General features: G+C 64.3%; 25 protein-coding genes. 14 read left to right on the top strand and 11 right to left on the bottom strand.

Going from position 1 to position 25064, the window contains the following annotated elements; all coding sequences use genetic code 11:
• Positions 1-8 precede the first annotated feature (8 nt).
• The 5 genes from OUZ45_RS06900 to OUZ45_RS06880 all read right to left on the bottom strand — a co-directional run bounded on the left by OUZ45_RS06900 (position 9) and on the right by OUZ45_RS06880 (position 6397).
• On the bottom strand, positions 9-209 hold the full coding sequence (locus tag OUZ45_RS06900; RefSeq protein WP_266169202.1) for a DUF1656 domain-containing protein: 201 nt from the start codon (positions 207-209) through the stop codon (positions 9-11).
• Complete coding sequence (locus tag OUZ45_RS06895) at positions 199-2328, bottom strand: FUSC family protein (RefSeq protein ID WP_266169201.1); 2130 nt, start codon at positions 2326-2328, stop codon at positions 199-201. The genes OUZ45_RS06900 and OUZ45_RS06895 overlap by 11 nt, the downstream gene beginning before the upstream one ends.
• A 5-nt stretch (positions 2329-2333) precedes the next feature.
• The gene (locus tag OUZ45_RS06890; protein WP_266169200.1) at positions 2334-2828 is read right to left on the bottom strand and encodes a MarR family transcriptional regulator; all 495 of its coding nucleotides are present in this window, start codon (positions 2826-2828) and stop codon (positions 2334-2336) included.
• Between the two features lie 132 nt (positions 2829-2960).
• On the bottom strand, positions 2961-3368 hold the full coding sequence (locus tag OUZ45_RS06885) for a DUF4156 domain-containing protein (protein ID WP_266169199.1): 408 nt from the start codon (positions 3366-3368) through the stop codon (positions 2961-2963).
• A gap of 152 nt (positions 3369-3520) precedes the next feature.
• Complete coding sequence (locus OUZ45_RS06880) at positions 3521-6397, bottom strand: M16 family metallopeptidase (RefSeq protein ID WP_266169198.1); 2877 nt, start codon at positions 6395-6397, stop codon at positions 3521-3523.
• A gap of 254 nt (positions 6398-6651) precedes the next feature.
• Here OUZ45_RS06880 and OUZ45_RS06875 point away from each other — a divergent pair, with 254 nt between their 5' ends.
• The 7 genes from OUZ45_RS06875 (at position 6652) to OUZ45_RS06845 (ending at position 11740) form a co-directional block, all read left to right on the top strand.
• Positions 6652-6855, top strand: a complete 204-nt coding sequence (locus OUZ45_RS06875) for a hypothetical protein (RefSeq protein ID WP_266169197.1) — start codon at positions 6652-6654, stop codon at positions 6853-6855.
• Positions 6856-6901: 46 nt separating this feature from the next.
• On the top strand, positions 6902-7366 hold the full coding sequence (gene trmL / locus OUZ45_RS06870; RefSeq protein WP_266169196.1) for a tRNA (uridine(34)/cytosine(34)/5-carboxymethylaminomethyluridine(34)-2'-O)-methyltransferase TrmL: 465 nt from the start codon (positions 6902-6904) through the stop codon (positions 7364-7366).
• A gap of 69 nt (positions 7367-7435) precedes the next feature.
• Positions 7436-8086: a ubiquinone biosynthesis accessory factor UbiJ gene (locus OUZ45_RS06865; RefSeq protein WP_266169195.1), complete on the top strand. Its 651-nt coding sequence runs from the start codon at positions 7436-7438 to the stop codon at positions 8084-8086.
• A 5-nt stretch (positions 8087-8091) separates the two neighbouring features.
• Positions 8092-9729, top strand: coding sequence for a ubiquinone biosynthesis regulatory protein kinase UbiB (gene ubiB, locus OUZ45_RS06860; RefSeq protein ID WP_266169288.1), 1638 nt, complete (start codon positions 8092-8094; stop codon positions 9727-9729).
• Between the two features lie 223 nt (positions 9730-9952).
• Positions 9953-10660: a pseudouridine synthase gene (locus tag OUZ45_RS06855; RefSeq protein ID WP_266169194.1), complete on the top strand. Its 708-nt coding sequence runs from the start codon at positions 9953-9955 to the stop codon at positions 10658-10660.
• Positions 10661-10730: 70 nt separating this feature from the next.
• Complete coding sequence (arfB, locus tag OUZ45_RS06850; RefSeq protein ID WP_266169193.1) at positions 10731-11153, top strand: alternative ribosome rescue aminoacyl-tRNA hydrolase ArfB; 423 nt, start codon at positions 10731-10733, stop codon at positions 11151-11153.
• A complete protein-coding gene (locus OUZ45_RS06845) occupies positions 11150-11740 on the top strand; it encodes a 1-acyl-sn-glycerol-3-phosphate acyltransferase (protein ID WP_266169192.1) in 591 nt (196 codons plus the stop codon). Before arfB ends, OUZ45_RS06845 begins: the two co-directional genes overlap by 4 nt.
• A 106-nt stretch (positions 11741-11846) precedes the next feature.
• Here the strand turns inward: OUZ45_RS06845 and OUZ45_RS06840 are convergent, their stop codons facing one another.
• Positions 11847-12821 (bottom strand): LysR family transcriptional regulator, encoded by a 975-nt coding sequence (locus OUZ45_RS06840; protein WP_266169287.1) that lies wholly within the window; start codon positions 12819-12821, stop codon positions 11847-11849.
• 188 nt (positions 12822-13009) lie between these two features.
• Between OUZ45_RS06840 and aceB the strand changes: the two genes are divergently transcribed.
• Together aceB and aceA are read left to right on the top strand one after the other, a co-directional pair.
• On the top strand, positions 13010-14608 hold the full coding sequence (gene aceB / locus OUZ45_RS06835) for a malate synthase A (RefSeq protein WP_266169191.1): 1599 nt from the start codon (positions 13010-13012) through the stop codon (positions 14606-14608).
• Between the two features lie 89 nt (positions 14609-14697).
• Complete coding sequence (gene aceA, locus OUZ45_RS06830) at positions 14698-16002, top strand: isocitrate lyase (RefSeq protein WP_266169190.1); 1305 nt, start codon at positions 14698-14700, stop codon at positions 16000-16002.
• 448 nt (positions 16003-16450) lie between these two features.
• On the opposite strand, the gene OUZ45_RS06825 is transcribed toward aceA, so the two are convergent.
• Together OUZ45_RS06825 and OUZ45_RS06820 are read right to left on the bottom strand one after the other, a co-directional pair.
• A complete protein-coding gene (locus OUZ45_RS06825) occupies positions 16451-17950 on the bottom strand; it encodes a YifB family Mg chelatase-like AAA ATPase (RefSeq protein WP_266169189.1) in 1500 nt (499 codons plus the stop codon).
• Between the two features lie 148 nt (positions 17951-18098).
• Positions 18099-18356 carry an accessory factor UbiK family protein gene (locus OUZ45_RS06820; protein WP_266169188.1) on the bottom strand — a complete coding sequence of 86 codons (258 nt, stop codon included), beginning with the start codon at positions 18354-18356 and terminating at the stop codon, positions 18099-18101.
• 181 nt (positions 18357-18537) lie between these two features.
• On the opposite strand from OUZ45_RS06820, the gene glnK reads away from it, so the two are divergent.
• The gene (glnK, locus tag OUZ45_RS06815; protein ID WP_266169187.1) at positions 18538-18876 is read left to right on the top strand and encodes a P-II family nitrogen regulator; all 339 of its coding nucleotides are present in this window, start codon (positions 18538-18540) and stop codon (positions 18874-18876) included.
• On the opposite strand, the gene OUZ45_RS06810 is transcribed toward glnK, so the two are convergent.
• Together OUZ45_RS06810 and gpmA are read right to left on the bottom strand one after the other, a co-directional pair.
• Positions 18877-19407: a CcdC protein domain-containing protein gene (locus OUZ45_RS06810; protein ID WP_266169186.1), complete on the bottom strand. Its 531-nt coding sequence runs from the start codon at positions 19405-19407 to the stop codon at positions 18877-18879.
• A 114-nt stretch (positions 19408-19521) separates the two neighbouring features.
• A complete protein-coding gene (gene gpmA, locus OUZ45_RS06805) occupies positions 19522-20265 on the bottom strand; it encodes a 2,3-diphosphoglycerate-dependent phosphoglycerate mutase (RefSeq protein WP_266169286.1) in 744 nt (247 codons plus the stop codon).
• Between the two features lie 144 nt (positions 20266-20409).
• Here gpmA and OUZ45_RS06800 point away from each other — a divergent pair, with 144 nt between their 5' ends.
• A complete protein-coding gene (locus tag OUZ45_RS06800; RefSeq protein ID WP_266169185.1) occupies positions 20410-21063 on the top strand; it encodes a DUF4097 family beta strand repeat-containing protein in 654 nt (217 codons plus the stop codon).
• A 97-nt stretch (positions 21064-21160) separates the two neighbouring features.
• Here OUZ45_RS06800 and hemF read toward each other — a convergent pair whose 3' ends face one another.
• Positions 21161-22063: an oxygen-dependent coproporphyrinogen oxidase gene (gene hemF, locus OUZ45_RS06795; RefSeq protein WP_266169184.1), complete on the bottom strand. Its 903-nt coding sequence runs from the start codon at positions 22061-22063 to the stop codon at positions 21161-21163.
• 224 nt (positions 22064-22287) lie between these two features.
• Between hemF and OUZ45_RS06790 the strand changes: the two genes are divergently transcribed.
• Genes OUZ45_RS06790 through OUZ45_RS06780 form a run of 3 tightly spaced genes read left to right on the top strand, consistent with a single transcriptional unit; the run spans position 22288 to position 25045 of the window.
• Positions 22288-23487: a beta-ketoacyl-[acyl-carrier-protein] synthase family protein gene (locus OUZ45_RS06790; protein WP_266169183.1), complete on the top strand. Its 1200-nt coding sequence runs from the start codon at positions 22288-22290 to the stop codon at positions 23485-23487.
• Positions 23484-24287: a beta-ketoacyl synthase chain length factor gene (locus tag OUZ45_RS06785; protein ID WP_266169182.1), complete on the top strand. Its 804-nt coding sequence runs from the start codon at positions 23484-23486 to the stop codon at positions 24285-24287. Before OUZ45_RS06790 ends, OUZ45_RS06785 begins: the two co-directional genes overlap by 4 nt.
• Positions 24284-25045: a glycosyltransferase family 2 protein gene (locus tag OUZ45_RS06780; RefSeq protein WP_266169181.1), complete on the top strand. Its 762-nt coding sequence runs from the start codon at positions 24284-24286 to the stop codon at positions 25043-25045. The genes OUZ45_RS06785 and OUZ45_RS06780 overlap by 4 nt, the downstream gene beginning before the upstream one ends.
• The last annotated feature ends 19 nt before the right edge of the window (positions 25046-25064 follow it).

Raw genomic sequence — 25064 nt, 5'->3', positions numbered from 1 at the left:
AGCGTGACTCAGTGGAACAACAACAGTCCGGCGGCGCCGAACATGCAAACGAAGAGGGCAAGACGGAACAGCGGCGGATGCCACACGAAGCGATACAGACCGAAGCGGCCGACGATCGTGTCCACCAGCCACAGCAGCAACAGGCAGCCAACGAAGACCAGCAGCAGGCCGGGTACGAGGGCGTCGGCAAGGGCGATTTCACGAGGCATGGATGGGCTCCGCGACGGATGAGATGTACGGCGCCATGGCCGATTCGTCGTCGCGCAATGCGCTGCGCAACAGGTGCAGATGGGTAAGCGCCGACTGACAGTTGGAACGAGCCTGCGCCAAGTGGTGTGCCGTCATGGCGATAGCGCGATCCACCGCGGCATCTGCCTGCTGCCAATGCGCGGCGCTCGGTTGTTGGTACAGCCGCCCTATCGTCTGCACGGCGTGTTGTACGGCTTCGCCCACGGCGGCGGGCAAGCCGCTGTCCGCCATGTCCTGGCGTAGCTCGATCACGGCGCGGCCGCATTCGTGCACCGACAGCGCCCACGCCAACAGACTGCGGGATTCGTCACTGTTCGGCCGCGTATGCGTCACGATCTGCTGAAACAGATCGCGGTTGACGCTTTCGAAGCGGTACAGCAGACCTTCCAGCGGCGCGCTGGCGGCGAGCACCACTTGTCGGCGCAGCTGCACCAGCTGACGGCGACGCTGCCAGCCGGAACCGGTGACGGCCGGTACGAACACGAAGGCCACCGCCGTCAGCCCCAGGCCGACCACCTGCGCTATCGCATCGTTGAGGAAGTGCGTGGGGTCGTAAACCATCGGGTTCTTCAACGCCAGGATGTAGACATAGCCCAGCGTGTACCCCGCACCGACACCCGGCAGTGTGTTGCGCGTGCTGAGATACGGACCGATCAACAGGAAAGGCAGCGTGGCGATGATCAGCATGGTGAAGCCATCACCCCCCGGCAGCAGCCAGAAGGTGACCGCGTAGCCCGCAAGCATGCCCGCGGCGTAGCCGACCAGGGTGTTGACGATGGCGGTGATCGGATGCGCCGAAGCGCCGAACAAACCGCTGAAGATGGTCGCCAGCAGCATTGCGCTGGAGCCGAACGGCCAGCCGCTGATCAGCCAGAACACGCTCAGCGCGGACATGGTGAGAAAGGTGCGCAGTACGCTGACGGCCGCGCCGAGATAGTCGTTGCCGCGACTGAAGCGCACCGCCTCCACACTGCCGCTGAGATGGCCCGCGCGCAGCGAAGCTTCGAGCGCGGTGAACTCGCGCATCTCGCTGGCGAAGCGGCGCACCAGATCGGCGCCGGTGTCGAATTCGAGCCAGGCGGTTTCTGGCAACGCCTCGCGCAGGCGTGCGACCAACGTCGGCAGCGACGCTTCGCAGGCCTGCAGGCGCGGGGCCAGCACACCAGGGATCTGCTGCAAGGCCGGCTCCGGCGACAGCGCCTCGCCGATGGGTGCGTAGAGCGCGATCAGTGCTGCCGCTACGTTGTCGCGACCGCTGCGCTGCAGGCGGTTGATCAGATGATGCACCGACTGGAAGCTGGTGGAAGCGGCCATGTAGCGCTGGTTGAGCAGGCGCATGCGACTGCTGCGGGCGCGTGCTTCCGGGTCCTCGAAGATCACCGATGCGCGCAGGTCTTCCAGCTGGACGGCCGCGCGCACGAAGCGCATATGCGCCTGCTCCATGTCACGACGCGGAATGCTTCCGCCGGTGCTGCCGCGAGCAAAGTCGATGAAGTGCGCAAAGTGTTCGCGCGCACTGCGACGAAGCAAATCACGCAGGCGCTCAGGCAAGACCATGTCGCTGACGACGCCCGACACTATGATGCCGAGCAACACTTCGCTCACGCGCATCACCGCGGAATCGAACACGGCCAACGGATTGCTCACCGCAGGCAACGTAACGATGGCTGCCGTATAGCCCGCCAGCACGAAGCCATACGCGGCAAAGTTGCGGTAGAGCGTGGCGCCGCCAGCGCACAGCGCCACCCACAGGGAAAGGCTCAGCAGGAACAGCTCACGCTGCTGCGGAAACGCGCTCATCAGGGCCAGTCCGAACAGGCTGCCGGCCAGCGTGCCCAGCGCACGATAGAAGCTCTTGGCCAATACCATGCCGCTTTGCGGATGCATCACGATCGCCACGGTGATCATCGCCGTGGCCGGCTGTTCCAACTGGAACAGCATCGCCAGCCAACAGGTGATGTACATGGCTAGCAACGTCTTGGCGACGAAGATCCACGCGGCCCGCTCTTCCGCCATGAAAGCGGCCAGCCAAGGCCAGCGCGGTGAAGCGGCCGGGGGTGATTCCATCGCGGTGGACATGCGCCTCAACCTTGATCGAGATGGTCGAGAAATTTCTTCAGCAGCCGCTCCAGCTGCGCGGCTTCGCGCGGTTGCAGGCCACCGGCCTGCCGGTCCAGCAGGGTGCAGACATCGGGCAGGAACCCTTTGATCATCGCCAGCCCCTCCGCTGTCAACGTGAGCGTGACCTTGCGGCGATCCTCGTCGCTGGCGGTGCGCTCGATCAGGCCCTTATCGCATAGCTCGTTGGTAAGCCGCGTGATGTTGGCCGACTTCTCGCCGGCCGCGTCGGCCAGTTGCGAAGGGTTGAGCGTGTAGCCCTCGGTGCCGTACAGCATCATCAGGATGTTGTACTCGGGGTGGTTGATACCCCAGGGCTTGAGCATGGCGTTGGCGCCGTCATGCACGCGCTTGTGGATGTGCTTGACCAGACGCACCAGCACGGCGGGTTCGCGCGGAAATTCCGGGTATCGCCGGCAGGTGATCGCCAGTCGCTGTTCGGTGGGAAGGAAGCTGCTCATGGGCTCGGGCCTGGATGGCGGTCGTGCATTTAGTACATTTATGTACAATCAACTTGTGAAGAATAGGCCGATTACGCGCAAAAAGAAAGCGCCCTCAAGGGGCGCTTCTTCGTCATCCGATAGCTTGGGCGCTTAGCTGCCTTTGACCGGGAAAGTCTCCGCGTTGCCCGGCGCACCCGACTGGCCTGGCGCCGGCGTCGGGGCACGGCTCGGTGCCGGGCGATGGGCGCCGCACTGATAAGCGCCCCAGGGCTGCGAGCCTTCGGAGGGTTCGGCCAGCGGCTTGATGGTATCGGCGTGCATCTTGGCGGCTTCGTTGCGAGCCATCACTTCCAGCTCGTCGCGCACTTTGATGTCGTTGCGGTTGACCGGGCCGACGCGGTTCATCACCGATACGGTGACCTTGCCCAGTTCGTGGCAGGAGGAGACATCACCACTCCAGGCCGTGCGTACGTCCTTGGCCGCATCGTCGAGGGTGATGCCCCAGGTGCAGGCGCCGAGCAGCGTGATGGGAACAAGCAGCAGCAGGGTCTTGCGCATGGGTCACTCCGAGTATCAGCCATAAAGAAAGCCGGGCAGTTCCCTGCCCGGCTCACATCCTAACGTGAGGAAGTACGAACAACCCAAGCACAGCTGAACAGGCGTCGCGCTGTGCCGGGCGGGGTGAAGGCGACAGCCTCCACCCAATCTTCTTACTGACCGGCCGTTTCCTTGGCCTTGACCGGTTTGCCATCGGCGTCGATCACCTGCACCTCGCCCAGCTTCAGCGCGCGCACCGGCTGCTCGATCTTTTTCAGATCGCCCACGATCACCCAGGTGAGCGCCTGCGGCTTGACGATCTCCGTGATTGCCGCCTGCGCGCTTGACTGAGCCACGGCTTCGGTGTGCTGCTTGAGGGTCTGCACATAGTCGTCGGGACGGTGGTACTGGACGATCTCGCTAACCGCACCAAGCACCGCCGAGGTGGTTTCAAAGCTGCCCGGCAGGCCGCGGATGTTTGAGGCCTTGATCTTGTCCACTTCCTGCTTGGTCAGCGGCTTGTCGCCGACCACCGCCACGGCTTCCTTTTGCACTTCTTTGGCCGAGTCGGCGGTCTTGTCGGTCTGCACCGGTGCGTACATCAGGAACGGACGCTGGCCGATCGCATCGCGCAGGAAGCTGAAGGCACCGTAGGCCCAGCGCTTGTCCTCACGCAGGTTCATATTGAGGCGCGAGGTAAAGCTGCCGCCGAACGCACCATTGGCAACTTCGATCTCGATGTCGTTGGGCGCGGTACTCGACGGTGCCAACAAGCCGGCAAGGATCAGCGACTGCGGTGCATCCGGGCGATCGATCAGGAACACGCGCGGCTTCGGCTGTGCCGCCACCTTGGCAATGTTCTTCTTGGGCAGTGCCGTCGACGGCGCCTTCCAATCGTCGAACACCGCCTCGAGCTGCGGAATGATCTGCGCCAGCGTGGTGTCGCCGGCGACGAGAATCTTCACGTTGTCCGGACGCAGCCAGTCGTGCTGGAACGCGGTGAGATCCGCCGCGGTAAACGACTTGACGGCGGCTTCGGTACCGGTGCCGGTGAACGGAATACCGTAGGCGTGATTCGCACCGTAAAGCAGCGGTGGCAGTGTGCGCAGGGCCAGACCGGTGGGCTGGGTTTTCTCCTGCGCGATGCTCGCCAGCCACTGGCCGCGCACGCGCTCGATGTCCTCCGCCTTGAAGGCCGGGTTGCGCACGATGTCAGCGAACAGCTCCAGCGACGGCTTCAACTGGTCGTTCAACGCGTTGAGCGAGGCAGAGCAGGTATCCAGGCCGCAACCGATGCTGGTGATGGCACCGAGGCGCTGCCTGCGCTTGGCCACTTCCACCGAGTCGAGCGCCTTGGTGCTCTCGTTCATCAGCGTGGTGGTGAAGCTGGCCGTGCCAAGCTTGTGCCCCTGGTCGGCTGCATAGCCGGCATCGAACTGCAATTGAACGTGGGTAACCGGGATGGTGTGGCGCTGCGCCAGTACCACTTCGATACCGTTCTTGAGCTTGCCGCGCTCCAGCTCGGGGAAGCTCAGGTCGGGAAACTGACTGACCTCGGGTACACCCTTGGCACGATCGACCTCGTTCTTGCCCACGCTGTAATCGTGCGCAGCCGGCAGCTTGGCCTGCGGACGACCCGCGGCATCGCTGAGCGCGACCACCTTGGCGTCCTCGGTATCGGGATTGAAGTCCTTGCCGGCGGGCAGCACGGTCAGCAGGTAATCGCCCTTGCTCAGCCACTTGTCCGCGGCGGCCTTGACGCTGGATACCGTGGCGCCTTCGATGCGCTCCAGGTCCTTCTTGTAGGCGCCCGGGTCGCCGCGATAGACCTGTCCCTCGGCCAGGATCACCGCCTTGCCGCCAAAGCCGCCGACTTTCTCCAGACCGCGCACGAAGGCGGCGCGACTGCTGACCTTGGCGCGGCTCAGTTCATCCTGGGTCGGACCTTCGGCGAGGAATTTCTTCAGCTCGTCGGCAATGGCCGCTTCGACCTTGGCCTGGTCCACGCCTTCCTTCACGTCGGCCTGAATCTGGAACTGGCCGGCCAGCGCAAACGGCGCCACGCTGGCGGAGATCTCGTCGACCAGCTTGTCCTGGTAAACCAGACGCTGATACAGGCGCGAGGTCTTGCCGCCACCGAGTGCGGTAGAAGCGAGGTCAAGCAAAATCAGGTCGTCGGTGCCGAGCTGCGGCACCACCCAGGTGCGGTAGATGCGCGGCTGCGCGACATGGTCGTGCTGCACGCCACGCGTGGATTTCTCCAGCGGGGTGATCCACGCCTGCTGGCGCGGCACTGGCGGGCCAGCCGGGATGTCGCCGAAATACTTGGCGACCTTCTCCTTGGCCTGCGCCACAGTGATGTCGCCGGCCAACACGATGGTGGTGTTGGCGGCGCCGTAGTAGTCGTGGAACCACTGCTTCACGTCACCCAGCGAGGCGGCATCCAGATCGGCCATCGAACCGATGGTGTCGTGCTGGTACGGGTGATTGCCCGGATAGGTGTTGGACAGGATGTTCTGGTCCACGCGGCCATAGGGGCGGTTCTCGCCCTGGCGCTTTTCGTTCTGCACCACGCCGCGCTGGGTGTCGAGTTCCTTCTGGCCGATGGCGCCGAGCAAATGGCCCATGCGGTCGGACTCCATCCACAACGCCATGTCCAGCGCGGTGGTGGGCACGGTCTCGAAGTAGTTGGTGCGGTCGAACCAGGTCGTGCCGTTCATGTCGGTGGCACCGGCCAGTTCGAACGGCTGGAAATAGGTGCCCTTGTGGTTCTCCGAACCGGAGAACATCAGGTGCTCGAACAGATGCGCGAAACCGGTCTTGCCCTTGGGTTCGTCGCCGGAGCCCACGTGGTACCAGATGCTTACCGCCACCACGGGCGCTTTGTGGTCCTCGTGCACCACCACGGTCAACCCGTTGGGCAGAGTGAAGCGGGTATAGGCGATCTCGGGAATGGTCTGGGTCGCGGACGGCGCGGCCATGGATGGCATGGTGACTACGCCACCGAAGGTCAGCAGCCCGGCGATGAGCAAGGCAAGGGGTTTGCGCATGAGGTGAACCTCCTGTTTCACAGAACCCCCGAGGCTAGTGGTGCCTGCCGAGAACCGCAAATGACCAACGGCAGGGATGACGGCGGTGTCCGGACACTGTCCGCGCGGCCGTGCTCACTGTCCGCGGACGGACAATGCGCCCTGCATCATTAAAATAAATGTCGTGAAATCAACGTCTTGATGACGATCAAAGATTGGCACGGTGCTTGCCACAAAGGGGGTGTAGGACCCACTCATTCATCGGAGACATGATCATGAAATTCGAAGCCTTGATGTTGCGCGGCCTGTTCGTTGCCTGCTTGCTGGTTTGCGGCCTGATCCTGGGCGCCATGGTTATCGGCACCCCCAACGCCGTTCGTCTGGCCGCCAACGGTAGCGCCGGTCAGCTGGTGGTGGCCGCGCATGCCCATTGCATGCTGCCACCCGACGGCGTGGTTTGCCCGCGTATCGGTACCTGATCGCCGATACGCACACAGCGACCGGCCATGGCCTGATAATGACCGGATGCTCCATGTCATTCTGTTCCGTCCTGAGATTCCGCCGAACACCGGCAACGTGATCCGCCTGTGCGCCAATACCGGCGCCACGCTGCATCTGATCCGGCCCCTGGGCTTCGAGCTCGACGATACGCGGCTGCGCCGCGCCGGCCTGGACTATCACGAGTACGCGCAGCTGGCCGTGCACGACGATTTGGCCAGCTGCCTGGAAAGCATCGGCAAGCCGCGCGTGTTTGCGTTCTCCACTCGGGGACGCGTGGCGCATATCGATGCGTGCTTCGCCGAGGACGACGCGTTGCTGTTCGGCTGCGAAACGGCCGGCCTGCCCGGCGACGTGCTGGACGCGATTCCCGAAGCGCAGCGCCTGCGCCTGCCGATGCGCCCTGATAGCCGCAGCCTCAATCTCTCTAATACGGTGGCGGTGGCCGTGTACGAGGCCTGGCGTCAGCTTGGTTTTATCGGCGCGGCCTGAGCAGTGATGGCTGCTTCACCCAGGCACGCCTGTCACGGCCTGCGGCAGCCTCCCGCTACAATGACGGGCATGACCGATCCCGCTTCCCGTCCCTTCCTGCCGCGACCCTTGCGAGCACTCGCCGGTCGCGCGCTGGAAACTGCGCTGAATCACGCACTATCGCTCGATCCAGACACCGTGCAACGGCTTACCGCCCTGAATGGTCGCAGCGTGCAGTTACACCTGCAGGGGCCGAACCTCGCCCTGGCGATCACGGTGGAAGACGGGCGGCTCAAGGTCGGCCCGGCGCAGGACGACAGTCATTTGCGCGTCAGCGCATCGCCGGGCAGCCTGCTGGCGATGATGCTCAAGCGCGACGATGAAGGTGTCGCCCCGGGCAAGGTGGAGATCGCTGGCGACGCGGAACTCGCGCGCCGCCTGGAGAAACTCGCCAGCAAGTTCGCACCGGACTTCGAGGAAGCCTTCGCACGCACCTTTGGCGACGTGCTCGGCGTGCCTCTGGCCAAGGCCGTGCGCAAGGGGTTGGCCCATGCCCGCGAGAGCGCCAGCCACCTGACCGAGGACACCGCCGACTGGCTGCGCGAAGAAGTGCGCGTCGCGATCGCGCCTGGCGAAGTGGAAGGTTTTCTCGATGGCGTCGATGCCTTGCGCGAACGCAGCGAACGCCTGGAATCCCGCCTGGCCCGGCTGGAGCAGAAGTTGAAAGGACCTGCCGCGTGACGCCGCTGAAAGTCGTGCCGCGCGTGCTGCGCGTCGCATCCGTGTTGTTGGCTTACCGGCTCGATGAGCTGGTTGAGGCCGCCCATCTGTTCCGCCCGCTGAAACTGCTGCGTCCGCTGCTGGCGAGCCCGCGCGCGGACGTGAAAGACCTTTCGCGCGGCGCACGCCTGCGCCTGGCGATGACCGAACTGGGTCCGATCTTCGTCAAGGCCGGCCAAGTGCTGTCGACAAGGCGCGATCTGGTGCCTGCCGATATCGCCGACGAACTCGCGCTACTGCAGGATCAGGTGCCACCCTTCCCGGGCAGCGAGGCGCGCGCCATCGTCGAGCGCGAGTTGAAGGCGCCGATCGCACAGTTGTTCGCCCGCTTCGACGAAGCGCCGTTGGCCTCCGCCTCCATCGCCCAGGTGCATGCCGCCGCGCTGCACGATGGCCGCGAGATGGTGGTGAAGGTGCTGCGCCCCGGTATCGACGAACGCATCGCACGCGACATCCGCCTGCTGCGCTCGCTGGGCGAACTGGCGCAGCGCTGGCACCCCAACGCCGACAAGATCCGCCCGCTCGACGTGGTCGCCGAAGTCGAGAAGATGCTGGAGAACGAGCTGGACCTGCAGCGCGAAGGCGCCAGCGCCAGCCTGCTTCGCCGCAACTTCGAGAGCGGCGTCGATCTCTATGTGCCCGAGGTGCATTGGGAGCTGACCGCCGAGCGCGTGCTCACGCTGGAGCGCGTGAGCGGCGTGAGCTGCGACGACATCGCCGCTATCGATGCGGCCGGCGTCGATCGCAAGGCGCTCGCCGTGAAGGGCGTGCGCGTGTTTTACGAGCAGGTATTTCGCGACAACTTTTTCCACGCGGACGCGCATCCCGGCAACATCTGGGTCGACGTCACGCGCGCTGCCGAACCGCGCTTCATCGCGCTGGATTTCGGCATCATGGGCTCGCTGCCGGAGGCCGACCAGTACTGGCTGGCGCAGAACTTCATCGCTCTGTTCGAGCGTGATTACGCACGCATCGCACAGCTGCACATCGATGCCGGCTGGATGCCGGGTACGGTACGCGTGGATGAGTTGGAAGCAGCCGTGCGCACCGTGTGCGAACCGTACTTCACCCGCCCGCTGTCGCAGATCTCGCTGGCCGAGCTGGTGGTGAAGCTGTTCCAGACCGCGCGGCGCTTCGAGCTGATCCTTCAGCCGCAGTTGATCCTGCTGCAGAAGACGCTGCTGAATATTGAAGGCGTCGGCCGCATGCTCGACCCGCAGATCGACATCTGGGCGGTGGCGCACCCGGTACTCAAGCGCATTCTGCGCGAGCGCTACAGCCCGCGCCGCACACTGCGCGAGGTACGCAAGCGCTTGCCGGAGTGGTTTCATGCGGCGCCGCAGCTTCCCGAGTTGGTTCGCGATGCGCTGCGCCAGACAGCGCGCGGTGAACAGCGGCAGCTCAGTGATCCGCTGGCTCTGGCACAACAGCTTGAAGCATCGCGTGAGCAGCACCGGCTGCTTGGCGCCGGCCTGCTTGGTGGCGCGCTGATCATCAGCGCCGCGCTGTTGTGGACGCTAGCGCCACAACACGGCATTTGGCCGTCGCTGTGCGTGGGCGTCGCGGGCATCGTTGCCTTTGTCGTGGGCTGGCCGCGCCGGTAATCACATCGCACTCAGAACATGGTGACGCCGCTTTGCCCCTCCCCTTGCTCGCAGGGGGAGGCTGGGAGGGGGTAAGCCCTTGTGACGCCGTTACAGATTTGAGGGGCTTCACCCCACCCCGGCCCTCCCCTGCTTCACGCAAGGGAGGGAGTAGGTTGTTTCGGCTTGTGCTCTTTGCTCCTCCCCTGCTTGCACGCAGAGCAGGGAGTCACCCGGAATCTCAATGACGCAACTTGAAATCCTCTACCAGGACGACGCCCTTATCGCGGTGAACAAACCCGCGGGCCTGGCCGTGCATCGCTCGAAGATGGTCGGCAATGCCGAGGAATTCCTCATCGATCGGCTACGCGATCAAGTGGGCGGCACGGTGTATCTGGCGCACCGCCTGGATCGTGCCACCAGCGGCGTGCTACTGATCGCCCGCTCGACTGAGATTGCCGCCGCGTTCGGCGAGCAATTCATGAGCCGTGACGTACACAAGCAATATCTCGCGGTGGTGCGCGGCTGGCCGGAAGCGGAAGAAGCATTGATCGACTATCCACTCCCGGGCTCGCGCGAGACCGGGCCACGCCGTGATGCCCGCACCCGCTTTCGCCGCCTCGAAACGGTCGAAGTGCCGATTGCCCTGGGCCGCTATCCGCAGCAGCGTTACGCCCTGGTACTGGCCGAGCCGGAGACCGGTCGCTTCCGTCAAATCCGCAAGCACATGGCGCACATCCACCACCCGGTGATCGGCGACTGCCAGCACGGCCGCGGCGATCACAACCGGCTTTACAAGCAGTATTTCAGCTGTCATCGCATGCTGCTGCATGCCTGGCGGCTGCGATTGAAGCATCCGGTAACAGGGGCGCCGATGCTGATCGAAGCACCGCTGGATGACGCTTTTGCCGCCCTGCTCAAACGCTTCGACTGGGCCATGCCCGCTAGCTGAGACTTTGGCGGGCAGGCTGCCGCAACATCCGGATCGGCAAGTCACCCCCGCGCCCGCTAAACTGCGCGGCATGCTTACTGTCAGCCGATCCATCGTCCTGCCCGAGAGCGAGCTGACCGAGCGCTTCATGCGCGCCGACGGCCCCGGCGGCCAGCACGTCAACCGTACCGAAAGCGCGGTAGAACTGCGTTTCGACGTGGCGCATTCCCCATCCCTGCCCGATGCCGTGCGCGAGCGGTTGTTGGCGCGACGGGACCGACGCCTGACCGACGATGGCGTGATGGTGATCCAGGCCCGGCGCTTCCGCGATCAGGGCCGCAATCGCGAGGATGCGCGCGAGCGGCTGGTGGAGATCATCCGCGCCGCACTCGTGCCACCCAAGCCAAGAGTCGCGACGAAGCCCACGCGCGCGTCGAAAGAGCGCCGGCTCGCCGGCAAGCAGCAGCGCGGCAAGGTCAAGCAAACGCGCTCGCGCAACTGGAGTTCCGAATGAGCCAAGTCATCCTGCCGCCTTCGCCGCTGTCCGCGCCCAAGCTCAACAGCCGCTTCTGGCCGTGGCTGGCGCGCAGCCTGCTGCGTCTGTCCGGCTGGCGCCTGCTCGGCGCGTTTCCGGACGAGCCCAAGCTGATCCTGATCGGCGCGCCGCATTCGTCGTATTGGGATGGCGTGTGGGGCCTGCTGATGAAGATCGGCCTGGGTGTGGACATCAACATCATGATCAAGCGCGAAGTGCTGGACGGACCGCTGGGCCTGATTCTGCGCCCGATCGGCATGATTCCAATCAATCGCAAAGCCGCGCTCAACGTGGTCGACCAGATGGTGGTGCGCTTTGCCGAGCGAGAGCGGATGTGGCTGGGCATCACGCCGGAAGGTACGCGCAAGAAAGTAAAGCATTGGAAGTCGGGCTTCCTGCGCATTGCCCACGATGCGAACGTACCGATCCAGACGCTGTTTATCGATTACCCCACCAAGACCTTCACGCTCGGCCCGGTGGTGCGCGCCACCGATGACCATGAAGCCGACATGCTGAAGATTCGCACGCTGTTTGCGCCATACCGCGGCAAGCATCGGAATGCGTGATGACCACGCGCGGATTGGGCCATGTGTGTGGAATGGCGCTGCAGCGCCAGCAATAACGCACCTTGTGCAGGAGCGCACAGGGTGCGCTCCTGCAGACAAGCGGGGCTCAGCGCTCCGAATGACCTGACTCGTCGTAGTCGCGATGGGTTAGCAAGCCCGGTCGGATCAGGTCGACGAAGGCACGCGCCTCGGCGCTGAGGAATTTTCCCTTTCGCATCACCACGCCGTAGCTTCGCTGCGGGAAATACTGGCGAAGGTTTCGGACGGCTAGACGTCCGCGGTCGGCCTCGGTGATGCAGATGCCGGTGACGATGGAAATGCCCAGGCCCATCGCCACGTATTCCTTGATCACCTCCCAGCCGCCCACTTCGATGGCCACGTGATACGGCACCTGGCGCTGCTGGAATACCAGATCCACCAGACGATACGTAGACAGGCGCTGTGGCGGCAGGATCAGGCCATAAGGCGATAGATCCTCCAGCACGATGCTCGATTTGCTCGCCAGCGGATGATCCGGCGGCATGATCAACATGGGGTCGTAGTGATAGACCGGCGCCCAGGCGATGTCGTTGGGCACGTCGAGCATGGAGCCCACGGCGAAATCCGCTTCGTCGGCGCGCAACAGGGCCATGCCGTCCTTGCCGGTGACATTGGCCAACTGCAGGTGCACGCTCGGAAAACGCTCGCGATAGCGGCGCACCAGTTCCGGCAACAGGTACTGGATGGTGGAGCTGCCAGCGGCGATGGTCAGCCGTCCACCCTGCAGGCCTTTCACCTTGGCCTGGAAGTCGCGATCCAGAGTCTCCCAGCCTTCCACCAGGGGGCGGGCCAGCTCGTACAGAACCTCGCCCGCGTCGGTGAGGTTGATGCGGCGCCGGCTGCGCTTCAGCAGCTGCACACCCAACTCCCGTTCCAGGGCCTGCAGCTGGAGGCTCACGCTGGGTTGAGACAGAAACAAGGCCTCCGCCGCGCGGGTGAGGGTGCCTAACTTGACCGTATAAACAAAGGCGCGCAGTTGCTTATGGCGGTTGCCCTTGTAGTAGAAGCGGCCCGCCTCTTCGCCGGCCTTCTCATCGCGCATTCGGCGCTTCAAAGGCGTTTTGCGCGGCTTCTTCGGCTCATTCAGCTTGCTTGGCACGCTCTTCATGGCTTTTCACTCAATGAGTTGCAACATACATTAATTTATACAATATCTAAAATTGAAACATTTGCTTTGTCAAAGCAATGCCTCGTGACTAGTGTCATTCCATCGTCATCGAGGAGATCACCATGGCCGTCCCCAAAGAACGTGTCGTCGTCCAACCGGCCCAGATCCAGGGCAAGACCGGCCCGCAGCACGACACCATCCTCACCCCGAATGCCCTGGTCTTCCTGGCCGGCCTGCACCGCCGTTTCAACGCCCGTCGACTGTCCCTGCTCGCGGCGCGCCGCGAGCGCCAGGCGCGCTACGACGCCGGTGCGCTGCCGGATTTCCGCATCGACACGGCCGGCATCCGCGAAAGCGCCTGGACCGTGGCCAAGATCCCGGCTGCCCTGCAGGACCGCCGCGTGGAAATCACCGGGCCGGTCGAGCGCAAGATGATCATCAACGCGCTCAACTCTGGCGCGAAGGTGTTCATGGCGGACTTTGAGGATTCGAGCGCGCCCACTTTCGCCAATCAGCTGGACGGCCAGATCAACCTGCGCGACGCGGTGAACGGCACCATCGAATTCACTTCGCCCGAGGGCAAGTCGTACCGCGTCCAGGACAATCCCGCCGTATTGGTGGTGCGTCCACGCGGCTGGCACCTGCCGGAGCGGCACCTCCTGGTGGACGGCGAACCGATGGCTGGCGCACTGGTCGACTTCGGCCTGTTTGCCTTCCACAACGCCCGCACGCTGCAGGCACGCGACCGCGGTCCGTATTTCTACCTGCCCAAACTCGAGGCGATGGAAGAAGCCTCACTGTGGGATGAGGTGATGTCCGCCGCTGAGGACGAACTCGACCTGCCGGCCGGCTGCATGAAGGCCACCGTACTGATCGAGACGGTGCCCGCCGTGTTCCAAATGCACGAAATTCTGCATGCGCTGCGCCAGCGCGCGGTCGGCCTCAACTGCGGCCGCTGGGATTACATCTTTTCATACCTCAAGACCTTGCGCGGCCATCGCGACCGCCTGCTGCCGGAGCGCGGCCAGGTGTTGATGACGGTGCCGTTCCTGAAGGCCTATTCGGAGCTGTTGATCCAGACCTGCCATCGCCGCGGTGCCTTTGCGATGGGCGGCATGGCGGCGCAGATCCCTATCAAGGGCGACGAAGCCGCGAACGATGCAGCGATGACCAAGGTACGCGCCGACAAGCTGCGCGAAGTGCAGGCTGGCCACGACGGCACCTGGGTGGCACATCCTGCATTGGTGCCGGTGGCGCAGGAGATTTTCGACAAGTACATGCCGTTGCCGAACCAACTCGGCGTGATGCGCGCCGATGTCAGCGTGACACGCAATCAGCTGATCGCCCCGTGTGCCGGCTCGATCAGCCGCGCGGGTTTCGACAACAACGTCGAAGTGGCGCTGCGCTACACCGCGTCCTGGCTGGACGGCCAGGGCTGCGTGCCGATTCATCATTTGATGGAAGACGCCGCTACCGCCGAGATCGCCCGCGCCCAGTTGTGGCAATGGCTGCACCACGGATCGGTGGAATTCACCGATCACGCACCGATCGATTTCGCGCTGTTCGACTACGCCCTGATCGCGCATGCGCACCGACTGCGCGAAAGCACGTTGCCTGGCGCCGCCCGCGCCGACGAAGCCGCCGCCCTGCTTTCCACGTTGACCCACGCCGACCAGCTCGGCGATTTCCTGACCTTGCCTGCCTACGACCAACTCATCTGACCACCTGTAGGAGCGCCCCCTGTGCGCGACCGATATCGCAGCACGCAGGGCGCGCTCCTACAAAAAGCCGAGAACCACGGAGTCATGCCATGAAGAACACTCTGCCCACCGCCGAACAACTCTCGCTCGATTGGAAGAACAACCTTCGTTGGGCCGGCATCCAGCGCAACTACAGCGCAGAAGACGTGGTGCGCCTGCGCGGCACTGTGGGCGTCGAACATTCGCTCGCCCGCCGCGGCGCGGAGCGCTTGTGGAAGTCGCTGCACAAGGAAGATTTCGTCAACGCGCTCGGCGCGCTCACCGGCAACCAGGCCATGCAACAGGTGAAGGCCGGACTGCAGGCGATCTACCTCAGCGGTTGGCAGGTTGCGGCCGACGCCAACCTGGCCGGCGAAATGTATCCCGACCAGTCGCTGTACCCGGCCAACTCGGTGCCGCAAGTGGTTAAGCGCATCAACAACACGTTGCTGCGCGCCGACCAGCTGCATCACGCCGAAGGCAAGGACGACACCGATTGGATGGTACCGATCGTGGCCGATGCCGAAGCCGGTTTCGGTGGCGTGCTCAACGCATTCGAGCTGATGAAGGCGATGATTGAGGCGGGCGCTTCCGGCGTGCATTTCGAGGATCAGCTGGCCTCGGTGAAGAAGTGCGGCCACATGGGCGGCAAGGTGCTGGTGCCTACCCGTGAAGCGGTGGACAAATTGAACGCCGCGCGTCTCGCTGCCGATGTACTTGGCGTGCCGACCTTGCTGGTCGCACGCACAGACGCCGATGCCGCGGACCTGCTCACCTCCGATGTCGACGATAACGACAAGCCGTTCATCACTGGCGAGCGCACGGTCGAAGGTTTCTTCCGCGTGCACCCGGGTCTCGATCAGGCGATCAGCCGCGGCCTCGCTTATGCGCCGTATGCCGACCTGATCTGGTGTGAAACCAGCAAGCCAAATCTGGAAGAGGCGCGCCGGTTCGCCGAGGCGATCCACGCCAAATTCCCAGGCAAGCTGTTGGCGTACAACTGCTCGCCGAGCTTCAACTGGAAGAAGAACCTGGACGACGCCACCATCGCGAAATTCCAGAAGGAACTCGGCGCGATGGGCTACAAGTTCCAGTTCATCACGCTGGCCGGCTTCCATAGCCTCAACTACGGCATGTTCGATCTCGCCTACGGCTACGCACGCCACCAGATGAGCGCCTTCGTGGAACTGCAGGAACGTGAGTTCGCGGCCGCGGAGCGCGGCTTTACCGCGGTGAAGCATCAGCGCGAAGTCGGCACCGGCTACTTCGACCAGGTGACGCAGGCGATCCAGCAGGGTCTGTCCTCGACCACAGCGCTAAAGGGTTCCACCGAGGAAGCACAATTTCACCCCGCAGAACACGCCACTGCAGCCTGAGCGTTCACCCGATGTCGGGCATGGAAGCTGGTGCGAGTGCCGACAGGGAGAGCCCTTTCGGCGCTCGCTGAGTAGAGAGCTTGTGCGGTACTACAGCCTGGCGCGTTGCTCACCTCTGTAGCGTCATTCGCAATCCCCTGAGCGACGGCGAGTCGCATGCGATCTGGGTGAGGTGGCTGATGAGGGCCGCCGCGGCGCGCAGTGTCCAGAGTGTCGCGCATAGCCGTCTATCGGACACTCCCGAAAGCAACATAACAGAGAAGGTTCGGAGGAAAGGCCGAACCCCGGTATCGGACGGGGGGAGGGAGGGGAGCCGATACCGGGGCGGCGGGGGACTGAGTTCGTAAGAGAACTAGTCGGTGCAGATATTAATCTCGTCTCACCCCAAGTCAACACCCATCAGTACAAGAATTAGACATGGGTAAGCTTATGAAGCTCTATCAATGAATTACATTCGGCGGTACTGCAAGGCCTCGGCCAAATGCACTCGATCCAGGGTGGCAGCGCCGCCATCGAGATCGGCGATGGTGCGCGCTACGCGTAGTGTGCGGTGATAGGCCCGGGCCGAAAGCCCCAGCCGCTCGAGCGCCCCCTCGAACCAGGCACGCTCGGCCGAACCCAACGCGCAGTCGCGCTCGAGTTCCCGTGTGCTGATCTCCGCATTGGACCGCCCCGCACGCGCCAGCGCCTGATGGCGCGCCTTCATCACGCGCGCGCTCACGGTGGCTGAATCTTCGTCGTGGGCGCTGCGCCGTGCGCCGAGCTCCGTCAATGGCTGACGCGGCACATCCACCCGCATATCGATGCGATCAAGCAGTGGACCGGAAATGCGCGCGCGGTAGCGCTGGATCTGATCGGGCGTGCAATGGCAGCGTTGGCGCGGGTCACCGGCATAACCGCAAGGACAGGGGTTCATCGCGGCCACCAGTTGGAACTGGGCGGGGAACGTCGATTGCCGCGACGCTCGCGAAATCACGATGCAACCCGATTCCAGGGGCTCGCGCAACACGTCCAACACGTGGCGGGTGAACTCCGGCAACTCGTCCAGAAACAGTACGCCATTGTGGGCCAGCGAGATTTCACCCGGACGCGGCTGCGAGCCGCCGCCGACCAGGGCCACTGCCGAAGCGGTGTGGTGGGGTGCGCGAAACGGACGCCGGCGCCACTGCGCCGGATCCACCTGCTGCCCCGCCACCGACAGGATGGCGCAGGTCTCCAGCGCCTCCGATTCCGTCAGCGGCGGAAGGATGCCCGGCAAGCGCTCGGCTAGCATGGTCTTGCCGGTGCCGGGCGGGCCGATCAGCAGCAGGTGGTGGCCGCCGGTAGCGGCAATCTCCAACGCGCGGCGCGCCTGCCGCTGCCCACGCACATCGATCAGGTCAGGGCCGTAACCGACGTCGGCCTCGATTCCGGAACCCACCGGCGCGGCGAGATCCTGCGCGCCGCGCAACCAGCCGCAAACTTCCGCCAGCGTGTCGGCCACGCGCACGTCGGCATCCGGAACCAGCGCCGCCTCCGCCGAATTGGCCCGCGGCAGCACCACCCTGCGCCCTCGCGCACGTGCACGCAGCAGGGCCGGAAGCACGCCGGAGACACCACGCAGTGCGCCCGACAGCGCCAGTTCGCCGAGAAATTCGCAGTCGTCCAGCTTTTCCCGCGGTACCTGGTTGCCGGCAGCAAGAATGCCCAACGCGATAGCCAGATCGAAACGGCCGCCGTCCTTGGGTAGCTCGGCAGGCGCCAGGTTTACCGTGACCCTGCGGTTGGGGTATTCGAACGCCGTGTTCTGGATCGCCACACGGACGCGATCACGCGCCTCGCGCACGGCTGCCTCAGGCAATCCCACGATATTGGTGCCCGGGAGCCCGCCGGAAAGATGCACCTCCACCATCACTTGCGGCGCGGTCACACCCTCCTGGGCGCGACTGAGGGTGACGGCAAGACTCATGATGCGGGAACGCCCGGAGGCATGGGGAAGTCGCAGCCGTACTGAAACATGGGCGATTCCCTTCGGCAGGCGGTGAAAAACTGACCGCCCCCGATCGTTCTCGGGGTGAGGGTGACAGATCGGGGACGGCTCCCAGAAGGGAGATGTGCTAGCCCCCGCGGATGGTGATGCCGGCCTCTAGGTCGGCGACACGCCTTTCGAGTTCGTCCACCTTGGCGCGCGTACGCGCCAAGAGAAGACTCTGAACTTCGAATTCCTCGCGGGTGACTAGGTCAAGGCGGCGCAATCCTTGCGCCAGGACATCTGAAAAGTTGGCGCGGAGATCCTGATGCACCTGAGCCAATCCTGGCGGAACCAACGAGGCAAGTCGTAAGGCAAGCTGATCGATATCCTGTCTATCCATCATGGATAGCACCTCGAACTCGTCGGGATGCAGTTTAAGTAAATACGAAAATCGAACGCCATCAGCGTGCTCCACCGTAATGTGTAGGCATTGTCCTACACGACACTTAGCCAGGCGACAAACGGCGCACTCGACAGGCAGAATGCGCCCTTGTATCGATACGACCTACGAACAAGGAATACCCATGAAGCTGGTGGTCGCGGTCATCAAACCCTTCAAACTGGACGACGTGCGCGAAGCGCTGGCCGAGGTCGGCGTACAAGGCATCACGGTGACCGAGGTGAAGGGTTTCGGCCGCCAGAAAGGCCACACGGAGTTGTACCGAGGTGCCGAGTACGTGGTCGATTTCCTGCCCAAGATCAAGCTGGAAGTCGCGGTAGTGGACGACCAGCTCGACCGCGTGGTGGAGGCCATCACGCAATCGGCCCGCACCGGCAAGATCGGCGACGGCAAGATCTTCGTCAGTTCGCTGGAGCAGGTGATCCGCATCCGCACCGGCGAGCTGGACAACGACGCGCTCTGATCAGTCCGCCGTTCCCAACGCGTGTTCGCGCTGGAAGCGGCGGTGATGCACCAGCAGGCCCGTGCAATAGGCAATGTAATAGCCAACCATCAAACCAAGCACCAGAAGGGTCAGCGGGCTGTTGCCCAGCGGCGGCCCGGCATAGGTCGCCGCTGGATCCTGCATTTGCGGCATCGCCACCAGGAAGCGCCAGGCCAGCCTTCCCACCAATAACACCGTCAGCGCGGCGCCGATCCAGGGATTGGGAATGTAGACGTCGGCCCCGTTCGCGTCCTGACCGAAGCGGGTGAGGCGCAGACCGAGCAACCCCAAGGCCGCACCAGCGACTGCACCGCCAAGCAGGCCTTCCAGCAACTTTGTGTTGTGCAGGCCGCTGAGCGCCAGCAGACCGGCCACCAGAGTGAAGATCACGATGCGCGCGATCATGCGCTTGCGCCGGATCGGCTGCGGGCCAAAGTTGCCGCGGACACGTCGCCACACCGCGTAGGCCATCAGCGGAATCATGATCGCGGGGAGCATTGTCGGGGCCATGACCGGATTCTCTGCGGGAAAGTGAGATCAAGCTAACGGATGGACGACAGCGCGGCGATCGACGCCGCGCAACCATCGCAGATGACGCCTGTCACCCGCACAGCACCGACTGACTTACTTCGCCTTGCCCTGATTGGCCACAGCGGCCATCTTCGCAGCGATCGCATCGGCGTCGCCGAGGTAGTAGCTGCGCAGCGGCTTGAGTTCGTTGTCGAACTCGTACACCAGTGGCACGCCGTTGGGGATGTTCAACTCGACGATGGCCTCGTCCGAGATGCCGTCCAGATACTTCACCAACGCGCGCAACGAGTTACCGTGCGCGGCTACCACCACCCGCTGGCCCGCGCGAATAGCCGGCGCCAGCACTTCGTGCCAATACGGCAGCACACGCTCGACGGTGTCCTTGAGGCACTCGGTGTCGGGAATATCCTTAGGATCCAGCGAGGCATAGCGCGGATCGTTCACCGATTCGTTCGCGGTGCGATCCTGCGGCGGCGGCGGGATGTCGTAGCTGCGGCGCCAGATCTTCACCTGATCGTCGCCGTACTTGGCCGCGGTCTCAGCCTTATTGAGCCCAGTGAGTGCGCCGTAGTGGCGTTCGTTGAGGCGCCAGTCGGTGACTACCGGAATCCACATAAAGTCCATCGCATCCTGCACGCCCCACAGCGTGCGCACGGCGCGCTTGAGCAGCGACGTATGCGCCACGTCGAAGCTATAACCCGCCTCCTTGAGCAAACGGCCGGCTTCCTGCGCTTCGGCCATACCCTGCTCGGTGAGGTCGACGTCGGCCCAGCCGCTGAAGCGGTTGTCGAGGTTCCACTGGGATTGGCCGTGGCGGATCAGTACGAGCTTGTGCATGGCGAGATGGGCTGGCGGAAAGACCGGAATGGTGAGGCCGGGCCGGATGCCCGTCAAATGTGCACCCTGTCGAAGGTCATGCTAAACCCGGCCGGGCGGAGGAGCATCCTAAAGCCCGACACATTCAACCTTTGGGAGTCCGTTATGCGCCGTACCCTGCTCGCCCTTGCCCTCGTCCTGCCACTGGCCGCGCTGGCCCGGGACAACGATATCGACAAGATCAACGGCGCCGTGCGCGTTGAGAACGGCCAGCAGGCCGGTAACGTCAGCACGGTGAACGGCGCGGTACACATCGGCGACAACGCCACCGTGCACAAGGCCAGCACCGTCAACGGTTCGGTGGAACTGGGCGAGAAGTCCCAGGCCATCGAGATCTCGACGGTCAACGGCTCCACCACTCTAGGCGCCGGTAGCCGGGTCAGCGGCGAAGTGGGCACCACTAACGGCGCCATTCGCCTCGGCAAGGGTGCGGAGGTGAACGGCAAGGCCAGCACCGTCAACGGCTCCATCAGCTTGGACGCCGCCCATGTCGGCAAGGGCATCGAGACAGTGAGCGGCAGCATCAACGTCGGCGCCAACTCGCGCGTGGAAGGAGGCATTCTGGTCGAGAAACCCGGCGGCTGGTTCCACAACAACAGCCGTCCGCCGCACGTGGTGATCGGTCCGCACGCCGTGGTGCAGGGAACGCTGGAGTTCCGTCGCGAGGTGGTGCTGCAGGTCAGCGACAGCGCCCAGATCGGCCCGGTGAAGGGCGCCACGCCGGTGAAGTTCAGCGGCGAGGCGCCTGCTGCTGAGTAATTTGTGAGGAGGAGTGAGGAGTAAGAAGTGAGTGGCGCACGACAATCGATCGCGCCCTACTCGTTTCTTACTTCTCACTACTTATTTCTCACGCCCCTCACACCCAATCGCGCGGCTTGAGGTATTCGGCCAGCCTTGCTTCGGCCGACCCAGGCTCGGGTGCATAGGCGTATTCGAAACGCACGCGCGGAGGCAGGCTCATCAGGATCGATTCCGTGCGGCCGCCGGATTGCAGGCCGAACAACGTGCCACGGTCGTAGACCAGATTGAATTCCACATAGCGCCCACGCCGATAGAGCTGGAATTCCCGCTCGCGCTCGCCGTAAGGCGTGTCCTTGCGGCGCTCTGCGATCGGCAGGTAGGCATCGAGAAAACCCTGGCCCACATCGCGGGTGAAAGCGAAGCAGCGATCGAAGCCGCCCTCGTTGAGGTCGTCGTAGAACAGGCCGCCGACACCGCGCGTCTCGCCACGGTGCTTGAGATAGAAGTACTCGTCGCACCATTTTTTGTAGCGCGCATAGACATCGTCGCCATACGGCGCGCAGATATTGCGTGCCACGCTGTGCCAGTGCGCCACGTCCTCGTCGAACGGGTAGAACGGCGTGAGGTCGAAGCCGCCGCCGAACCACCACACCGGTTCTACACCTTCCTTGCTCGCCTCGAAATAGCGCACATTCGCATGCGTGGTCGGCATATAGGGGTTCCGCGGATGTAGCACCAGCGATACACCGGTGGCCACGAAGCTGCCGCCCGCCAGATCCGGCCGATGCGCCGTCGCGCTAGGCGGTAGCTGATTGCCGTAGACGCGCGAGAAGTTCACCCCTGCCTGCTCGAACACTGCCCCCTCGCGCAACACACGGGTACGTCCGCCGCCGCCCGCCGCGCGCGTCCAGGCGTCCTCCTCGAAACGAGCGCCGCCGTCGAGCTGCTCCACGGCAGCACAGATGCGGTCCTGCAGTTCGCGCAGGAACAATTCGGCACGGTCGGCTTGCTGGCTCATCGCGATGCTCTTGGTCGATTCAACGGTGCGAGCTTAGCAAGCCATCCACCACGAACCGATGCGGCGGGGAGTCGCGCAGCACTGACGCGAATCAACGAACGCTATCGGCGAGCAAGCTTCGCGAAAGCCCGCCATCTGCTGCGAATTCCGCCGAATATGAACGCCAACCTCCACAAAACCTTGTTGGGCTAGGCACGGCAACGGCCGCTCGCTAGGCTCCCGCGATGCCCGAACCGATTCACCCGCTTGCCGTCAGCGCGTATACCGTCACCTCCGCGCTGGGCCACGGCCTCGACGACCATCGACACGCCCTCCACTCCGCCCGCAGCGGCTTGCGCGCCAACGATTTCAGCAGCGCGCCGCTGGCGTGCTGGATCGGGCGCGTGGAAGGTGTGGAAGGCACCGCCCTGCCCGACGCCTTCGCCTCCTGGGAGTGCCGCAACAACCGTCTCGCCTGGCTGGGATTGAACCAGGACGGCTTTGTCGATCGCGTGCGCGCCGCGCGCGAAAGCTACGGCGCATCGCGCATCGCGCTGGTGCTGGGAACCTCCACGGCCAGCATCGGCGCTACCGAGGAAGCCTATCGCCGGCTCGATGCGGATGGACGCATGCCCGCCGACCTGCGTCGCCCGGCCATCCACGCACCGCATTCACTGGTGGCCTTCGTGGCCGAAGCGCTGGGCCTCGAAGGTCCCGCACTGACGCTTTCCACCGCCTGCTCGTCCAGCGCCAAGGTATTCGCCAGTGCGGAGCGGATGATCCGTCTCGGCCTGGTGGACGCGGCCGTGGTCGGCGGCGTGGACACGCTATGCGACAGCGTGCTGTTCGGCTTCAATGCACTGGAGCTGGTCTCGCCGGAACCCTGCCGGCCGTTCGACCGCAGGCGCTGTGGCATTTCCATTGGCGAGGCAGCCGGCTTCGCCCTGCTCGAGCGCGCCGACGCCCATCCGAGTGCACCACGTTTGCTGGGCTACGGCGAATCCAGCGACGCCCACCACATGTCTACGCCCCATCCGGAAGGCCTCGGCGCCGAACTGGCGCTGCGCGACGCGCTGGCGCGCGCCGGCCTGGATGCGGCACAGGTCGACTACATCAACCTGCATGGCACGGCGAGCTTGAAGAATGACGAAGTGGAAGCCGCGCTGGTCGCCCGCGCCTTTCCTGCCAGCACGCGGGCCAGTTCCACCAAGGCATTCACCGGACATACGCTCGGCGCGGCCGGCATCCTCGAAGCCGCGTTCGCCCTGCTGGCCATCGAACACGGGCTGGTGCCTGGCAACCTCGGTTGCAGCGACCCCGACCCAGCCTGCGGACCGCAGTTCGCCTGGTACAACGAGCATCGGCGTATCGACGTAGCCCTCAGCAATTCCTTCGGCTTCGGCGGCAACAACGCCTGCCTGGCGTTCGGCAGGGTTGTGGCATGAGTCCGCTACAGGTCTATGTGGGAGGTGTCGGCCTGTGGTCGCCGCAGTTGGCTAATTTCGCCGCCTTGCGCGCCTGGCTCGCCGGCTCGCCGATGCCATCGCCAGCCGCGCGCCCACCGGCCGCCACACTGCCGGCCAATGAGCGCCGGCGCGCACCTGAAAGCGTGCTACTCGCGGTGGAAGTCGCAGGACAAGCAGTGGCCATGAGTGGGCGGCAAGCCAGCGAACTGGCGTGCGTCTTCAGCTCCGCCCACGGCGATCAGGCCATCACCGACTACATGTGCGAAACGCTGGCGCGCGAGCCCTCTGGGCTGTCACCGACCCGCTTCCACAATTCGGTACACAACGCACCGGCCGGCTACTGGACCATTGCCACCGGCTGCCACGCGCCATCGGCCGCTGTCTGCGGCGGCCAGCTCGCCATTGTGGGCGCAGGCCTGCTGGAGGCCGCGATGCAGGCCCTGGCCGACCAGCGGGCGGTCCTTCTGGTATGCAGCGATATCGCAGGTGCAGGCCCTCTGGGCGAGATGACCGATAGCACGCAGGCGTTTGGGTGCGCACTGGTGCTGACACCCCACCCCGGACCACGCAGCCTCGCGCGACTCAATCTCACTCTCGCCCCAAAGCAGGCGCCAACATCGTCCACGTCGTCGCCTATACCCATGGCCTGGCACGACGCCAACGCCACGGCCAAAGCCGCGCTGCCGTTACTGCTGCTACTGGCCGGCCACGGCACTCATTACAATCTGGCTACAGCTGACATGCTCGGCCTGGATATTCATTGGGAGAGTGCTGCTTGAATGCGTCGGCCACTCGCTGGTGCGTACTGATTCCCTGCCTCAACGAAGAGGCGGCCATCGAGGGTGTGGTCAACTCCGCGCTTGCACTCGGTGTACCCGTCATCGTCGTGGACGATGGCTCGCACGACCGCACGCCACAAATCGTGGGCGCCATGCCGGTGACCTTGCTACGCCACCCCCAACGCAGCGGCAAAGGCGAGGCGCTGCGTACCGGCTTCCGCGAAGCGTTGCGCCAGGGCTTCGATGCGGTAGTGACCATGGACGGTGACGGCCAGCACCTGGCCAGCGATGTGCCACGTATCGCCGCCGCTGCGCAACGCTATCCCCATCACATCGTGATCGGCGCCCGCCTGCTTGATCGCGAACAGCAGCCTAAGTCACGCCGCCGCGCCAATGCCGTGGCCGATTGGGGCATCTCCTGGGCCTGCGGCCAACCGGTAGCGGATACTCAAAGCGGCCAACGCTGGTACCCGCGCGCAGCACTCGATCTAGTGGACCTGCCGGCAGAGAACTTCGTGTTCGAAGCCGCCATCCTGATCGCCGCCATGCGCGAAAAGGGTCTGGGCGTGGTCTCGGTGCCGATCGCCTCGCGTTACCAAGGCGAGTTCCGCATCAGTCATTTCAATCCGGTGCGCGACATCGTGCGCATTACCGTCTACACGTTCGGGCGCGTGGTGCATTACGGCGATATCCGGGCCAGCTACCGCCGCTCACGGGCGAGCAGGCCTATCGTGTTCGATACGGCCGCCCCGATTTGATACCCGTCGTAGAGCCTGC

Origin of the sequence: Dyella subtropica, assembly GCF_026283965.1 — a bacterium.
Classification (GTDB): Bacteria; Pseudomonadota; Gammaproteobacteria; order Xanthomonadales; family Rhodanobacteraceae; genus Dyella_D; species Dyella_D subtropica.
Note: the sequence above shows the minus strand (reverse complement) of the source record. Positions and strands in the feature narration are given on the sequence as shown.

What these genes read in the sequence shown, in the direction of transcription:
- OUZ45_RS06875 (WP_266169197.1), top strand. Translation starts at nt 6,652, where the DNA reads ATGAAATTCGAAGCCTTGATGTTGCGCGGCCTGTTCGTTGCCTGCTTG.
- OUZ45_RS06785 (WP_266169182.1), top strand. Translation starts at nt 23,484, where the DNA reads ATGAGTCCGCTACAGGTCTATGTGGGAGGTGTCGGCCTGTGGTCGCCG.
- glnK (WP_266169187.1), top strand. Translation starts at nt 18,538, where the DNA reads ATGAAGCTGGTGGTCGCGGTCATCAAACCCTTCAAACTGGACGACGTG.
- OUZ45_RS06855 (WP_266169194.1), top strand. Translation starts at nt 9,953, where the DNA reads ATGACGCAACTTGAAATCCTCTACCAGGACGACGCCCTTATCGCGGTG.
- hemF (WP_266169184.1), bottom strand. Translation starts at nt 22,063, where the DNA reads ATGAGCCAGCAAGCCGACCGTGCCGAATTGTTCCTGCGCGAACTGCAG.
- OUZ45_RS06790 (WP_266169183.1), top strand. Translation starts at nt 22,288, where the DNA reads ATGCCCGAACCGATTCACCCGCTTGCCGTCAGCGCGTATACCGTCACC.
- OUZ45_RS06900 (WP_266169202.1), bottom strand. Translation starts at nt 209, where the DNA reads ATGCCTCGTGAAATCGCCCTTGCCGACGCCCTCGTACCCGGCCTGCTG.
- OUZ45_RS06865 (WP_266169195.1), top strand. Translation starts at nt 7,436, where the DNA reads ATGACCGATCCCGCTTCCCGTCCCTTCCTGCCGCGACCCTTGCGAGCA.
- OUZ45_RS06800 (WP_266169185.1), top strand. Translation starts at nt 20,410, where the DNA reads ATGCGCCGTACCCTGCTCGCCCTTGCCCTCGTCCTGCCACTGGCCGCG.
- OUZ45_RS06880 (WP_266169198.1), bottom strand. Translation starts at nt 6,397, where the DNA reads ATGCGCAAACCCCTTGCCTTGCTCATCGCCGGGCTGCTGACCTTCGGT.
- trmL (WP_266169196.1), top strand. Translation starts at nt 6,902, where the DNA reads ATGCTCCATGTCATTCTGTTCCGTCCTGAGATTCCGCCGAACACCGGC.
- aceA (WP_266169190.1), top strand. Translation starts at nt 14,698, where the DNA reads ATGAAGAACACTCTGCCCACCGCCGAACAACTCTCGCTCGATTGGAAG.
- OUZ45_RS06890 (WP_266169200.1), bottom strand. Translation starts at nt 2,828, where the DNA reads ATGAGCAGCTTCCTTCCCACCGAACAGCGACTGGCGATCACCTGCCGG.
- arfB (WP_266169193.1), top strand. Translation starts at nt 10,731, where the DNA reads ATGCTTACTGTCAGCCGATCCATCGTCCTGCCCGAGAGCGAGCTGACC.
- gpmA (WP_266169286.1), bottom strand. Translation starts at nt 20,265, where the DNA reads ATGCACAAGCTCGTACTGATCCGCCACGGCCAATCCCAGTGGAACCTC.
- OUZ45_RS06820 (WP_266169188.1), bottom strand. Translation starts at nt 18,356, where the DNA reads ATGATGGATAGACAGGATATCGATCAGCTTGCCTTACGACTTGCCTCG.
- OUZ45_RS06840 (WP_266169287.1), bottom strand. Translation starts at nt 12,821, where the DNA reads ATGCGCGATGAGAAGGCCGGCGAAGAGGCGGGCCGCTTCTACTACAAG.
- aceB (WP_266169191.1), top strand. Translation starts at nt 13,010, where the DNA reads ATGGCCGTCCCCAAAGAACGTGTCGTCGTCCAACCGGCCCAGATCCAG.
- OUZ45_RS06810 (WP_266169186.1), bottom strand. Translation starts at nt 19,407, where the DNA reads ATGGCCCCGACAATGCTCCCCGCGATCATGATTCCGCTGATGGCCTAC.
- OUZ45_RS06895 (WP_266169201.1), bottom strand. Translation starts at nt 2,328, where the DNA reads ATGTCCACCGCGATGGAATCACCCCCGGCCGCTTCACCGCGCTGGCCT.
- OUZ45_RS06885 (WP_266169199.1), bottom strand. Translation starts at nt 3,368, where the DNA reads ATGCGCAAGACCCTGCTGCTGCTTGTTCCCATCACGCTGCTCGGCGCC.
- OUZ45_RS06845 (WP_266169192.1), top strand. Translation starts at nt 11,150, where the DNA reads ATGAGCCAAGTCATCCTGCCGCCTTCGCCGCTGTCCGCGCCCAAGCTC.
- OUZ45_RS06825 (WP_266169189.1), bottom strand. Translation starts at nt 17,950, where the DNA reads ATGAGTCTTGCCGTCACCCTCAGTCGCGCCCAGGAGGGTGTGACCGCG.